The sequence below is a fragment of the Bifidobacterium sp. SO1 genome (assembly GCF_018555335.1).
Classification (GTDB): Bacteria; Actinomycetota; Actinomycetes; order Actinomycetales; family Bifidobacteriaceae; genus Bifidobacterium; species Bifidobacterium simiiventris.
In genome coordinates this window covers 142,266-155,681 of sequence record NZ_JAFEJR010000003.1, presented here as the reverse complement: position 1 = coordinate 155,681, position 13,416 = coordinate 142,266, and the positions used below count along the sequence as shown (strand labels likewise).

Annotated in this window: 10 protein-coding genes; 4 read left to right on the top strand and 6 right to left on the bottom strand. The window is 64.2% G+C overall.

Annotation, left to right across the window (positions count from 1 at the left end):
- The first annotated feature begins 175 nt into the window (after positions 1–175).
- A complete protein-coding gene (locus tag JS541_RS04275; RefSeq protein ID WP_214373249.1) occupies positions 176–325 on the top strand; it encodes a hypothetical protein in 150 nt (49 codons plus the stop codon).
- A 208-nt stretch (positions 326–533) separates the two neighbouring features.
- On the opposite strand, the gene aspS is transcribed toward JS541_RS04275, so the two are convergent.
- Together aspS and hisS are read right to left on the bottom strand one after the other, a co-directional pair.
- A complete protein-coding gene (gene aspS / locus JS541_RS04270) occupies positions 534–2,330 on the bottom strand; it encodes an aspartate--tRNA ligase (RefSeq protein WP_214373248.1) in 1,797 nt (598 codons plus the stop codon).
- Between the two features lie 79 nt (positions 2,331–2,409).
- Entirely contained in the window at positions 2,410–3,804 is a 1,395-nt protein-coding gene (hisS, locus tag JS541_RS04265; RefSeq protein ID WP_214373247.1) for a histidine--tRNA ligase, read from the bottom strand.
- Between the two features lie 103 nt (positions 3,805–3,907).
- Here hisS and JS541_RS04260 point away from each other — a divergent pair, with 103 nt between their 5' ends.
- Complete coding sequence (locus JS541_RS04260; protein WP_214373246.1) at positions 3,908–5,377, top strand: DUF349 domain-containing protein; 1,470 nt, start codon at positions 3,908–3,910, stop codon at positions 5,375–5,377.
- A gap of 111 nt (positions 5,378–5,488) precedes the next feature.
- On the opposite strand, the gene JS541_RS04255 is transcribed toward JS541_RS04260, so the two are convergent.
- The gene (locus tag JS541_RS04255; protein ID WP_240539244.1) at positions 5,489–6,958 is read right to left on the bottom strand and encodes an alpha-L-fucosidase; all 1,470 of its coding nucleotides are present in this window, start codon (positions 6,956–6,958) and stop codon (positions 5,489–5,491) included.
- A gap of 196 nt (positions 6,959–7,154) precedes the next feature.
- On the opposite strand from JS541_RS04255, the gene JS541_RS04250 reads away from it, so the two are divergent.
- Positions 7,155–8,036 (top strand): AraC family transcriptional regulator, encoded by an 882-nt coding sequence (locus JS541_RS04250; protein ID WP_214373244.1) that lies wholly within the window; start codon positions 7,155–7,157, stop codon positions 8,034–8,036.
- A gap of 74 nt (positions 8,037–8,110) precedes the next feature.
- On the opposite strand, the gene JS541_RS04245 is transcribed toward JS541_RS04250, so the two are convergent.
- Positions 8,111–10,726 (bottom strand): ATP-dependent Clp protease ATP-binding subunit, encoded by a 2,616-nt coding sequence (locus JS541_RS04245; RefSeq protein WP_214373243.1) that lies wholly within the window; start codon positions 10,724–10,726, stop codon positions 8,111–8,113.
- Between the two features lie 151 nt (positions 10,727–10,877).
- Between JS541_RS04245 and JS541_RS04240 the strand changes: the two genes are divergently transcribed.
- Positions 10,878–11,840, top strand: coding sequence for a universal stress protein (locus JS541_RS04240; protein ID WP_214373242.1), 963 nt, complete (start codon positions 10,878–10,880; stop codon positions 11,838–11,840).
- Between the two features lie 85 nt (positions 11,841–11,925).
- Here JS541_RS04240 and JS541_RS04235 read toward each other — a convergent pair whose 3' ends face one another.
- Positions 11,926–12,963, bottom strand: a complete 1,038-nt coding sequence (locus JS541_RS04235; protein WP_346428288.1) for a DUF3027 domain-containing protein — start codon at positions 12,961–12,963, stop codon at positions 11,926–11,928.
- Between the two features lie 3 nt (positions 12,964–12,966).
- Positions 12,967–13,356, bottom strand: a complete 390-nt coding sequence (locus tag JS541_RS04230) for a cold shock domain-containing protein (RefSeq protein ID WP_214373241.1) — start codon at positions 13,354–13,356, stop codon at positions 12,967–12,969.
- Positions 13,357–13,416 lie beyond the last annotated feature (60 nt).

Sequence of the window (13,416 nt, the reverse complement as noted above, 5' to 3'; positions counted from 1 at the left end):
TCGTCGCCGAGGTGTGTCGCGGGCACCTATCAATCGAACCAGGAACGCGTCATCGGCAATCGCTATGACGCCGGTCTTGTGTCGTGTGCGGTTTCATGATTTGATTATCGTTCAACGGCGGAGGGGAACGCCGTTCGATTACTGCCGCATCACGCAACGAAAGGGGGATGCGCGGATGGTATACACCACATTGGATTTTGCCGAACGGTACCTGTTACATACCGAGATCGTCATGGCGAGCGATGCGACGGCCGCGGGCGCCTCCCACCGCGGCGTCGACGGCTCCATCGCCGACGGCGTGATCGTAAGCCAGCCGGACGACTGACCAGGCAGCATTCACTGCTCGCGTTCCATCGAGCACCGACGCAACAAGAAGGGCGGCTCCCCTGGGGGAACCGCCCTTCTTGTCAATCAGCGATTATCTGCTCGCACTCCCTGGAAAACCGGGCCGCGCGTGCGGAGGCCACCGTCCGAACCCGAAGGCGTACAACGGGTACGTCGAGGGTGAGGAAAGGCGGTATACGCTCCGCAGATCAGTCTTCGTCCTCCGGGTCGTAGTCGACGCCGGTCTCGGCGCGCTGCGCGTCGGTGATCGGGGCCGGGGCGCCGGTCAGCGGGTCGCGGCCGCCGCCGGCCTTCGGGAAGGCGATGACGTCGCGGATGGTGTCGGTGCCGGCGAGGATCGACACGGTGCGATCCCAGCCGAGCGCGATGCCCGCGTGCGGCGGGGCGCCATACTTGAACGCCTCGAGGAGGAAGCCGAACTTCTCCTCGGCCTCCTCCTTGCCGATGCCGAGCACGTTGAGCACGCGGTCCTGGATGTCGTCGCGGTGGATACGCACGGAACCGCCGCCCATCTCCTCGCCGTTGCAGACGATGTCGTAGGAGTCGGACATGGCGTGCTCCGGGTCCTGGTCGAACTTGTCGATCCAGTCCTTGGACGGCATGGTGAACGGGTGGTGCATGGAGGTCCACTTGGAGTGGCCGACCGCCACATCGTCGTCGTCCGGATCGTCGGTGCGCTTGAACAGCGGGAAGTCGACGACCCAGGTGAACGCGAACTTCTTCGGGTCTAGGAGGCCTTCGCGGCGGGCCAGCTCGACGCGCACGGCGCCGAGCAGCAGCTGCGAGGACTCGCGCGAACCGGCGGCGAAGAACACGGCGTCGCCCGGTTCGGCGCCCACGGCCTCACGCAGGCCGTTGCGCTCCTCGTCGGACAGGTTCTTGGCGACGGGTCCCTTGAGCTCGCCGTCCTCGGCGAAGACCACGTACGCGAGGCCCTTGGCACCGCGCTGCTTCGCCCACTCCTGCCATGCGTCGAACTGGCGACGCGGAGTCGCGGCACCGCCCTTGAACACGACGGCACCCACGTACGGGGCCTGGAACACGCGGAACGGCGTGTTCTTGAAGTAGTCGGTCAGCTCGACGAGCGGGTTGCCGAAACGCAGGTCCGGCTTGTCGGAACCGTACTTGTCCATCGCCTCCTGCCACGAGATGCGCGGCAGCGGCAGCTGGATCTCGTAGCCGGCGGTCTTCCAGATCGCGGCGACGACCTTCTCGGCCATGGCCATCACGTCTTCCTGGTCGACATAGCTCATCTCCATGTCGAGCTGCGTGAACTCGGGCTGGCGGTCGGCGCGGAAGTCCTCGTCGCGGTAGCAGCGGGCGAGCTGGTAGTAGCGCTCGACGCCGGAGACCATGAGCAGCTGCTTCAAGAGCTGCGGGGACTGCGGCAGCGCGTACCACGAGCCCGGCACGAGGCGGGCCGGCACGAGGAAGTCGCGGGCGCCTTCCGGCGTGGACTTGATGAACGTCGGGGTCTCGACCTCGGTGAAGTCCATGTCCTCGAGCGCGTGACGGGCGGCCTTGGCCATGTCGGAGCGCAGCTTGAGGTTGTGCTGCATGGACGGGCGGCGCAGGTCGAGGTAGCGGTACTTGAGGCGCACGTCCTCGCCCGGCAGTTTATTTTCGGACTCGTTCTCGAGCGCGGTGGAGACCTGGAACGGCAGGGCGTCGGCCTTGGCGAGGATCTCGATGGACTCGGCCACGACCTCGATCTTGCCGGTCGCCAGATGCGTGTTCTCGTTACCGTCCGGGCGCAGGCGCACCTCGCCGACGACCTGGATGACGAATTCGGAACGCAGCGGACGCGCCATCTCCTCGTCGTAGATCACGACCTGCACGAGGCCGGTCGAGTCGCGAAGATCGATGAAGGCCACGCCGCCGTGGTCACGGCGACGGTCGACCCAACCCGCGAGCGTCACCTTCTGGCCGACGAGCGCTTCGGTCACGTCGGTCGCATGATGTGTTCTGTAAGCCGTCTGGCTCATGCTTCCTCTATTTCTGTGTCATGGGCGTCCGCCGTCCGCACGAACTGGCGCGAACGGGCAGACGCCGCAACAAACGGACTCAGCGATCCGCTACTTCCACGGTTTGCCGGGCAACCACACTATCCGGCTCCCAAGACTGGGAATCGGCTTGCATCTGCTCGCCCGACACGATGTTCTTGACTTCGTCGTGAGCGTTCTCATCGGCCTTGTCCGCCGGGAACCACACGTACGGGATGCCGAGCTTGTCGGCGTACTTGATCTGCTTGCCGAGCTTGGCCGCGGTGGGGGCCACGTCGGCGGCGATGCCGCGCGCACGCAGGTTGGCCGCGATGAGGTTGGACTGGGTGCGGTCCTCCTCGTTCCACACGGCGACGAGCACGGCGGCCGGCGAAACGCGGCTGGCGTGCGCGCCGGCGGTGTGCAGCATGTACGACACGAGTCGCGACAGGCCGATCGACAGGCCGACGCCGGGGTACTTGCGGTTGCCCTGCGAGGCGAGGTTGTCGTAACGGCCGCCGGAGCAGATCGATCCGAGCGACGCGGCGCCGTCGAGGAACGTCTCGTAGACGGAGCCGGTGTAGTAGTCGAGTCCGCGGGCGATCTTGAGATCCGCGATCACCGAGCCGGGACGGATGCGGGCGGATTCGTCGACGATCATCGCGAGCGTGTCGAGTCCCTGACGGGCGAGCACGTACGCCTCGGAATCGGCGGCGATGTTGTGCTTGGCGCACAGCGCGTCGAACTTGACGGCCAGCTCGTCGCCGTTCGCGGCGGTCAGATCGGCCAGTTCGAGGCATGCGCGGGCCTGCGCCTCGTTCGCGCCGCAGCCGTCGACCAGAAGCTTGACGACTTCGTCCGCGCCGATCTTGTCGAGCTTGTCGATCTCGCGCAGCACGCCTTCGATGTCGGTCAGGCCTAGTCCGCGGTAGAAGCCCTCGGACAGCTTGCGGTTGTTCGCGTGCACGGTCGCCTTCGGGAGGCCATATGCGCGCAGCTGTTCGAGCGCGGAGACCATGACCAGCGGCAGCTCGACCTCGTAGTGGTCCGGCAGGTCGCCCTGGCCGATCACGTCGATGTCGGCCTGCACGAACTCGCGGAAACGGCCCTCCTGCGGGCGTTCGCCACGCCACACCTTCTGGATCTGCCAGCGCTTGAACGGAAACGCGAGGTCGCCGGAATGTTCGACCACGTACCGGCTCAGCGGCACGGTCAGATCGAAGTGCAAGCCGAGACGATCCTCAATCGGAGTGTCGTTCTCCTGACCGACCTCCTGCAGACGGCTCAGCAGGTAGATCTCCTTGCTGGTCTCGCCTTTCTTGAGCAGGCTGGAACCTTGCTCGACCGCGCGAGTCTCAATGCCGATGAAGCCATTAAGCTCGAACACCCTACGGAGCGTGTCGATGACACGCTGCTCCACGACACGTTCAGAGGGGAGCCACTCTGGAAATCCTGAAATAGATGCGCCTTTAGCCACGGTTCCCTATAATAAGGGAGGTTGCGGAAAACGCAGCAGGGTTTTCGTTGCCCTGCATGCGATCCGCAGCCCCTCTACCACCTTGTAGCTTAAGGAGCTGGCCATGGCCGACGAGAACGTCACCGAATCCGAGAACACCACCGAAACCACCGAGCAGGCAAGTACGCCCGCTCCCCAGGAGCAGGCCAGCGCCGCCGCAACACCGTCACCCGCAGCAGCCGCGAAGCCGTCGCCGGCCGCACTGGCGAAGCCGCACGCGCCGTCGCCGGCAGCCTTCGCGAAGAAGCCGCAGCACACCGCCGCCCCGGCCCCGGCCGCCACCGGCTACGCCGAGGATCAGGTCAAGGCCGCCGAGGCGTTTGGCCGCGTGGACGACAACGGCACCGTTTATGTCAAGGACGGCGAGTCGGAGCGCGAGGTCGGCCAGTTCCCGGACGTGTCGAAGGAGGAGGCGCTGGCGCTGTATGCCCGCCGTTTCCTCGACCTCAAGGGCAAGCTGAACCTGTTCGCGGGACGGCTGAAGTCCAACAACGTGAAGGCGCATGAGATCGACGAGACGATCAAGACGCTCGCCGAGGAGACCGCGCAGCCGGATGTTGTCGGCGACATCGCCGCGCTCAAGGCGCAGTTCGAGGCCCTGAAGGCCGAGGGCGAGGCCAAGAAGGCGAAGATTACCGAGGCCCGCAAGGCCGCAGTCGCCAAGGCTGTTGAGGAGCGCACCGCGATCGTCGTCAAGGCCGAGGAGCTGGCCGCCTCGCTGGGCGACAGCACGAACTGGCGTTCCACCGCCGACAAGTTCCGCGCACTGTTCGACCAGTGGCAGGAGCACCAGCGCACCACGGTCCGCATCGACAAGGCCGACGCGGACGCGCTGTGGAAGCGCTTCTCCGCCGCTCGTACCACGTTCAACCAGGCCCGCCGCAAGTGGGCGCAGGCCCGCGACACCGAGCGCAACGCCGCCAAGGAGGCCAAGGAGGCCATCATCGCCGAGGCGAACGAGCTCAAGGATTCGACCGCGTGGGGCGAGACGTCGCGCAAGTTCAACGAGCTGATGGATCGCTGGAAGCAGGCCGGCCGCGCTGGTCGCAACGAGGACGACGCCCTGTGGGCGCAGTTCCGTGCCGCCGCCGACACGTTCTTCAACGCGCGTCAGGCCGACCGCGACCAGATCTCCTCCTCTGAGAAGGAGAACCTCGCCAAGAAGGAGGCGCTGCTGGTCAAGGCCGAGGCGCTCGTGCCGGGCTCCGACGAGGCCGCCGCCAAGAAGGCCCGTCAGGCCCTCGCCGCCATCCAGGAGGAGTGGGATCAGATCGGCTACGTGCCGCGCGACGACATGCGCCGCATCGAAGGCCGTCTCGACGCGGTCGACAAGCAGATCAAGGCCATCGAGGACGCCGCCTGGAAGAAGACCGATCCGGAGGCCGACGCCCGCAAGTCCAGCTTCGAGGAGCAGCTCAACGCGCAGCTCGCCGAGCTGAACGAGAAGATCGCCGCCGAGTCCGATCCGAAGAAGAAGGCCAAGCTCGAGGCCGAGAAGGCCACCAAGGAGCAGTGGCTCAACGCCATCAAGTAAGGCGTCGCAACACCCGATCATGATGCTGAAACAGGCGAAATCGTTCCCGATTTCGCCTGTTTCAGCATCATGATTACCGCATCCGTATCGTCTCTTTACGATGTGCGCGCGTCATGCCACGGCGATGCGGAAGACGACGGGAGCGTCGCCGTCAGCGCGCGGGGCGCGTACTTCGAGAGCGGTGTCGTCACGCGTCCAATCAAGCGGCTCGTCGTCGGTTCCGAGCATACGGATGTCGCGGATGAGCCCGTGGAAGTCGGCGTTGTGTTCGGCGTCTCCTTCCTTGAGTCGTTCGAAGCGGTACACGCCGTCGGAGGCCGGACGCATGGCGATGGCGTACAGGTTGGAACCGTTGACCGTGTAGCGGATATCGCGCGGCGTGAAGTTCTTCTTCACGCCGTCGGAGAACTGCCCTTCGATGACCTGCGTCGGCCCCTCACCGAACCGTTTCCACGGTTTGGAATCGTAGATCGCCTCGCCGTTGACCCGCAGCCACTTGCCGATCGTCGTCAGCACCGCGAGATCCTCCTCGCCGAACGTGCCGTCCGCCTTCGGGCCGACGTTGAGCAGCAGATTGCCGTTCTTCGAGACGATGTCGACCAGATCCTGCAGTATCTCCGCGGCCGGTCGATACTGGTTGTGTTCGGTGTAGCACCACGAGTTCAGCGCGATCGCCGTATCGGTCTGCCAATGATACGGCTTGGCATCGGCGAGCTGGCCGCGCTCGACATCCGGCGTGGCGGTGCCGAACATGAACGAGTCCTGCTTGTAGCAGATCGTGACCTCCTCGCCCCACTCGTCCGCGCGGTCGTAATAGTACGCGGCGAACTTCTTCAAATACGGTTGCACCGCCTCGTGCAGAATCCACCAGTCGAAGTACAGCACCTTCGGCCGGTACTCGTCGACGATCTCGCAGCACCGCAGCAGCCAATCCTCCAAGAACTCCGCAGTCGGCGCGGGCTTGCTGTGCTGATCCATGTGATCGGGCTCGGGCATGGCTGGCCAGTAGAAATCACCGCGGCGCAGCGGCTCGTGGATGTCGCTGTCGAACTCCTTGCCATGCCCCATGAAGAACCAGTGCTCGACGCGATGCGACGACGCACCGTTGACCAGCCCGCGCCTGTGAAACGCCTCAGTCAGCTCGCCGAGCACGTCGCGTTTCGGCCCCATCTCCGCGGCGTTCCAATGCGACAGACGGCTCCGGTACATCTGGAACCCGTCATGATGCTCGGCGACCGGCACCACGTACCGGGCACCGGTACGGGCGAACAGGTCGGCCCACACGTCAGGATCGAAGCGCGATGCGGTGAACATCGGGATGAAGTCCTTGTAGCCGAATTCCTTTTGCGGCCCGTAGGTCGCCACATGATGCTCGAACTCCTTCGACCCCTGGATGTACATGTTACGCGAATACCATTCGCTGCCAAACGCCGGCACCGAATACACGCCCCAGTGGATGAAGATGCCGAACTTCGCGTCCTCGAACCACTGCGGCGCGCGATGCCGCTGCAGCGATGCCCAGTCGTCCTTGTATCTGCCGCGCGCGATCACCTCGTCGATCGCCGCCAGATCGCACCTCATGTCCTCAACGCTTTCCATGATCAGGCCCTTTCCGTGGTCTCGAATCCATTGCCGTTCAGCGAGGAACGTTTGCGTTCCGGCTGTTATCTATTACGATAATGCGCCGATCAATACACATAAAGCGACATTGGTGACGTGTTCTTCATGATTATGTCGTATATTCGATATCGCATTACGACGTCGAAGGAAACGTGATATGGGAACCATTACGTACCATCCCAACATCGATCTTGTGCTTGACGGACGGACTCTTGAGATCATCCGCATTGCCCATGGCCCCATATCCACGCCGATCCCCTTCCACGCGCACGGTCGCGGATGCTACGAACTGCACTACCACATCTCAGGGCATGGAACGGTGTTCATCGACGACGATCGGCATGACATGGGCCCGGGTGCGCTGTACATCACCGGTCCCGACGTCCGGCATGCACAGCTGCCCGATCCCGATGACCCGATCCACGAATACTGCATCAATCTCGCGCTGCATGACGCTCCGGGGGACGCAACGACGAACGGATACCTGCCCGGTGTTCTGGCATCAATGAAACGATTCGTCTGCACCGACCACGAATCGCTGTCGCAGCTCTTCCCCAGGCTCTTCGAAGAATACCGGCAAAGACGTGCCGGATACCGGCAGTGCGCTGAAGCCCTGCTGAAGGAGATCATCATCGCCGCGCTGCGCAACAACACCAAACTGCCCAAGCCTCCGCAACCGTATAACGCCGAAGCCATCGCCAACGAGGCGACGCCCGTCACCGATATGCAGCGTTCCATGCTCGTGGACCAGTATTTTCTCAGGGACTACGGCAAACAGTCTCTCAGCGGACTCGCCGAAGAACTTGCGCTCGGCCCGAGACAGACCCAACGATTGCTGCAGCGGTACTACGGCAAATCCTTCTCGGAGAAAACGCTGGAATCGCGCATGGGCTTCGCCCGGTTGCTGCTGACCGAGACCGATGCGAGCATCACGGACATCGCGCAACACGCGGGATACGCATCAACCGCCCATTTCGGAGCCGCATTCCGCACCTGCTATGGCGCAGCGCCTTCCGAATACCGCAGAAATCACAGATAATGCCATCAGACACGACAAGGGGGGCCGTGGTTCCACCGGAACCACGGCCCCCTCGAATCGTCGTCAGAACGGGATCACTCGGTGGCGGCGTCCGAAGACGGAACGTCACCGGCAGCATCCGAATCGGACACGCCGGAGTCGCCTGCACCGGCGTTCACGGACGCATCGTCGGACGCGGCGGCCTCGGCAGCGCCAGCGGCCGTCGGCTCCTCGAACTTCTCGCCCTTGAAGGTGAACTCCTCTTCAAGCACGTTGTCGCCCTCGGCGTCCACGATCACGCGCTGGCCGTCCTCCAGCTCGCCCATGAGGATCTTCTCGGAGATCGCATCCTCGATGTCGCGCTGGATCACGCGGCGCAGCGGACGAGCGCCGAGCAGCGGGTCGAAGCCCTTCTGCGCAAGCAGGTCCTTGGCCGCATCGGTGAGCTCGAGCGACATGTGGCGGTCGAACAGACGGTCGTTGAGCTGCTTGACGTCGAGGTCGACGATCTGACGCACCTGCGGCTCGGTGAGCTGCTTGAACACGATGATGTCGTCCAGACGGTTGAGGAACTCGGGGCGGAACTGCTGCTTGAGCTCCGTGCTCACCTGGTCCTTCATGCGCTGGTAGCTCGACTCGGTGTTCGTGCCGAGGTTGAAGCCCGTGTTCGCCATCTTCGCGATGTCACGCGTGCCGAGGTTCGTGGTCAAGATGATGATGGTGTTCTTGAAGTCCACCTTGCGTCCCTGGCCGTCGGTCAGATGACCGTCGTCCAGCACCTGCAGCAGCGTGTTGAAGATGTCCGGATGCGCCTTCTCGATCTCGTCGAACAGCACGACGGAGAACGGCTTGCGACGCACTTTCTCGGTGAGCTCGCCGCCCTCCTCGTAGCCGACGTATCCCGGGGGCGCGCCGAACAGACGCGACGCGGCGTACTTCTCGGAGAACTCGGACATGTCCACGCGGATGAGCGCGTCCTCGTCGTCGAACAGGAACTCGGCGAGCGCCTTGGCCAGCTCGGTCTTGCCGACGCCGGTCGGGCCGGCGAAGATGAACGAGCCCGCCGGGCGCTTCGGGTCCTTGAGGCCCACGCGAGCGCGACGGATCGAACGCGACAGCGCCGAGACGGCCTCGTCCTGACCGATGATGCGCTTGTGCAGCTCGGATTCCATGTTCATGAGCTTCTTGGACTCGGCCTGCGTGAGCTTGAACACCGGTATGCCCGTGGTGTTCGAGATCACCTCGGCGATCACGTCCTCGTCCACGGTCATCTTGACGTCGGATTCGCCCTGCTTCCAGGCAGTTTCCTTGTCCTTGCGCTCGGCCTCCAGCTTCTCCTGGCTGTCGCGCAGCGTGGCCGCCTTCTCAAAGTCCTGGGCCTTGATGGCCTCGTCCTTGTCGGCGGCGAGCTTGGCGATCTTGCCGTCGAGTTCCTTGAGCTCGGGCGGCGCGGTCAGACGCTTGATGCGCAGCCGTGCGCCGGCCTCGTCGATCAGGTCGATCGCCTTGTCCGGGAGGTTGCGGTCCTGGATGTAGCGGGCCGACAGTTCGGCCGCGGCCTGCAGCGCGCCGTCGGTGATGGTCACCTTGTGGTGGTTCTCGTAGCGCGAGCGCAGGCCCTTGAGGATCTCGATGGTCTCCGCGATCGACGGCTCATGCACCTGGATCGGCTGGAAACGACGTTCCAGCGCCGCGTCCTTTTCGATGTACTTGCGGTACTCGTCGGTCGTGGTCGCGCCGATGGTCTGCAGTTCGCCACGCGCGAGCATCGGCTTCAACATATCGGATGCGCCGAGCGCGCCGTCGGCCGAGCCGGCGCCGACGATCGTGTGGATCTCGTCGATGAACAGCACGATGTCGCCGCGCGTCTTGATCTCCTTGAGCACCTTCTTGAGGCGCTCCTCGAAGTCGCCGCGGTAGCGCGAGCCGGCCACCATCGAACCGAGGTCGAGCGAGTAGACCTGCTTGCCCTTGAGCGTTTCGGGCACATCACCTGCGTTGATCTTCTGCGCGAGGCCCTCGACGACGGCGGTCTTGCCGACGCCGGGCTCGCCGATCAGCACCGGGTTGTTCTTGGTGCGCCGCGAGAGCACGACCATCACGCGTTCGATCTCCTTGGATCGTCCGATGACCGGGTCGAGCTTGCCTTCGGCGGCCTCGGCCGTCAGGTTGCGGCCGAACTGGTCGAGGATCGCGGAGCCGGTCTGCGCACGCTTATCCTGCACGCCGCCCGCATTCGCGAGATCGCCCTTGTTCTGGCCGTCCGACCCGGCGGAGTTGCCGCGGATCAGATCGATGGTGGCGCTGCGCAGCTCCCCCAGATCGACGTCCATCTTGATGAGCACCTGCGTGCCGACGCCTTCGCCTTCGCGGATCAGGCCGAGCAGGATGTGCTCGGTGCCGATATAGCTGTGTCCCAGCTGCAGCGCCTCGCGCAGACTCAGTTCCAGCACCTGCTTGGCGTGCGGGGTAAAGGGAATGTGACCTCCGGGGGTTGCGTTGCCCTTGCCGATCATCTCCTCGACCTGCTTGCGGGTGTCTTCCAGGGTCACGCCCTTGGAGGCGAGCGCCTTCGCGGCCACTCCTTCGCCTTCGCGGATCAGGCCGAGCAGCAGATGCTCGGTGCCAATATAGTTGTGCTGGAGGGCACGAGCCTCTTCCTGCGCCAGCACGATCACGTGCCGGGCACGGTCGGTAAACCGTTCGAACATGCTTGTCCTTCCACTCTTGTTAGTCCATAACACTCTACCGATTCGCGGTGACGTTTATTGCCGACATTCCGCGAATTGCGCTGTAGACGCAACGCGAGCCATTATGCTGGGAACATGGCGGTTGTTATGCACGTTGCACAAGGGAGGCATCATGGCTGACAATATGAATCTGGCCGACATCGTGGTCGGCGTGGATGGTTCCGACGAGTCGTTCGCCGCGTTGCGCTGGGCGTTACGCGAGTCCCAGCTAACCGGCCAGCAGGTGAACGCCGTGTACGGATGGACGCGTTCGTGGGACATGGGCCCCGAGCCGGACAGTGAGGATGGCTGGGAGCAACTGCGGTTGCGGATCGCGGAGCGGCTCAGGGACTGGGTCGATGCCGCGGTGGCAGGCATGGACGATGTGTCGCTCGACAAGGTCAAGCTCACGTCGGTGCATGCGTCCGGCTCGGCCGCGTTGCTGAAAATCGGCGAGGACGCCCAACAGCTGGTCGTGGGCAGACGGTCGCTGGGACGGGTGGCCCGCTGGTTCACCGGTTCGTTCTCGGCATCGCTGGCCGAGGAGGCAACGGTCCCGGTGACGGTGGTGCGTATTTTCTCCGACGAGGACGAGTCGATGCAGGACGCGATCGCGAACGCGCTGACCCCGGCGAACGTGACGACCGGCTACGACCGTCCGAATCTCGAAATCAGCGGGCGGCCGGTGGTGGTTGGCGTGGACGGCTCGGCCACGTCGCGACGCGCGCTGGAGTTCGCCGCCCATGAGGCCCTGGTGCATGGCTTGCCGTTGCATGTACTGTTTTGCTGGCAGTTGCGCGATCTGGGCACGGTGCCTGGCTACGAGAACGCCATCGCCTCCGTGGAGGCGGGTCAGAACCGCGCCGAACACATGCTCAGCGATCTCATGCGGGGCGCATCGTTCCCCGACGGGGTCGACGTACATGCGCACGCGTTCCACATCGCCGCGGCAAAGGGTCTGATCGCGGCGTCGCGGTACGCGAGTCATCTGGTCGTGGGGTCGCGCGGGCTGTCCGGGCTGGACGCGCATTTCCTCGGCTCGGTGTCCAAGCAGCTCGTCGTCCTGTCCGAATGCACCCTCACCGTCGTGCACTGACCGGGACGCGGCCGCATAAGCCGGCTGCAGAACGACCGAGGGGCGTTGGAATCGATCTTCCAACGCCCCTCGGTCGTCTGGGCGTCTACAACTGCGACTTGAGGACGATCACGCCCTTGCCGACCTTGATGCCGGCATCGGTCAGACGCTCGAGTAGCTCGATCTGGCCGTTCTCCTCACGCGGTGTCTGCGCGATCACGTCGATATGGTAGTCGTCGTAGGCAGGCTTGGACTGCACCCACAGATGCGTCGGCTCGGGCGGAGCGATCTCGGAATGCTCGCCGCATCCATGATCCACCGACACCACGCGCCCGTCATCCGGGCTCCACTTGTTCGCGCACACGCCGAACAGGACGTTCAATTCTCCCTTGAGCTGAATGAAGAAACCGCAGTTCGCGCAGACATTGCCGTCCGCAGTCTTCGTGGACAGCGATTTCGGACCGTGCGGCCCCTCGTACCAGCGCTTCGCGGTCTGGGAGCGGCCAAGTGCGCTCAGCACGTGGCGACGCGAAAGGTCGAATTCGTCCACCGCGTCGTCGATGTCCTGCTCGGACGTGACAGACCGCGCGGATTCGCCTTCGTCTTCTTCGGAAACCGTGCCATCCGCGACACCATCGCAGCCGGTCGAATCGCCGGAGCCGGACTTCACCTCGTCGTCCGAACCAGCTGCGGGATTAGCGTCCTCAACGGTATCGGTCACGGCACCGGCATCGAGCGTATCGTCAGCCGGCTGTGTCCTGCGGAATCCGTCCTCGATGCGCGGGTCGTCCGGATCGGTACCGATCGAATCGGTCACCGACAGATCGGTCGGTTCCAGCCGATCCTTCCACGGCACCCACTGCGGCGGTCGCAGCGCAGTTTCGGTGGGAATCAGCGAGGATTCGTTGACCGTCCACCGTTTGGTTTCCTCGTCATGGTAGAGCGTGACCGACCACTGCCAGCCCTCGTAGCCCCTGATGCCACAGACGAACCGGAAATCGGTTACATGGTCGCCCAGATCGACCGATTCCACGAACGCACCGACCTGCTCGGGCTCGTCGGCCATGTCGAGCGCCACCGCGCGGGCGAGCTCGGCGGGCTCCTGCGTCTGGGCCATGTCCTGCATGGTCATCTCATCGCTCATGGATCATTCCTGTACGTCGAAATTGTCGGCCACGGCGCGCATGAGCGTGGCCAGCTTCTTGCTGTCGGCGGCGGATGGGTAGTGATGGCGGCGCAGATCGTTGCCAGCTGAATCGAGCAGCTTGATGAGATCCTCGACGATGGCGGCCATGTCGTCCGGCTTCGGGCGCGTGGCCTTGACCAGCGAAGGGGCGCTTTCGACCAGCGTCACGCCCATCGCCTGCGGACCGCGACGACCGTCGACCACCGAGTACTCCACCTTCGCGCCCTTGCGCAGCGTGGTGACGCCTACAGGCAACGCGGCGGCCGGCAGGAACACATCCTTGCCTTCCTCGTTGATGATGAAACCGTACTTCTTGTTCGCATCGAACCAGCGCACTCGTCCACTGGGCATTGTGTCACACCTCGTTCTTCGCCTCGCATGTCGGCGGACCCCGTGCCCGCCGACTTCAAA

Bases quoted from the DNA above. Each gene is read 5' to 3' on its own strand.
- JS541_RS04275 (WP_214373249.1), top strand. From the start codon at position 176: ATGGTATACACCACATTGGATTTTGCCGAACGGTACCTGTTACATACC.
- JS541_RS04230 (WP_214373241.1), bottom strand. From the start codon at position 13,356: ATGCCCAGTGGACGAGTGCGCTGGTTCGATGCGAACAAGAAGTACGGT.
- aspS (WP_214373248.1), bottom strand. From the start codon at position 2,330: ATGAGCCAGACGGCTTACAGAACACATCATGCGACCGACGTGACCGAA.
- JS541_RS04240 (WP_214373242.1), top strand. From the start codon at position 10,878: ATGGCTGACAATATGAATCTGGCCGACATCGTGGTCGGCGTGGATGGT.
- JS541_RS04245 (WP_214373243.1), bottom strand. From the start codon at position 10,726: ATGTTCGAACGGTTTACCGACCGTGCCCGGCACGTGATCGTGCTGGCG.
- JS541_RS04260 (WP_214373246.1), top strand. From the start codon at position 3,908: ATGGCCGACGAGAACGTCACCGAATCCGAGAACACCACCGAAACCACC.
- JS541_RS04235 (WP_346428288.1), bottom strand. From the start codon at position 12,963: ATGAGCGATGAGATGACCATGCAGGACATGGCCCAGACGCAGGAGCCC.
- JS541_RS04255 (WP_240539244.1), bottom strand. From the start codon at position 6,958: ATGAGGTGCGATCTGGCGGCGATCGACGAGGTGATCGCGCGCGGCAGA.
- JS541_RS04250 (WP_214373244.1), top strand. From the start codon at position 7,155: ATGGGAACCATTACGTACCATCCCAACATCGATCTTGTGCTTGACGGA.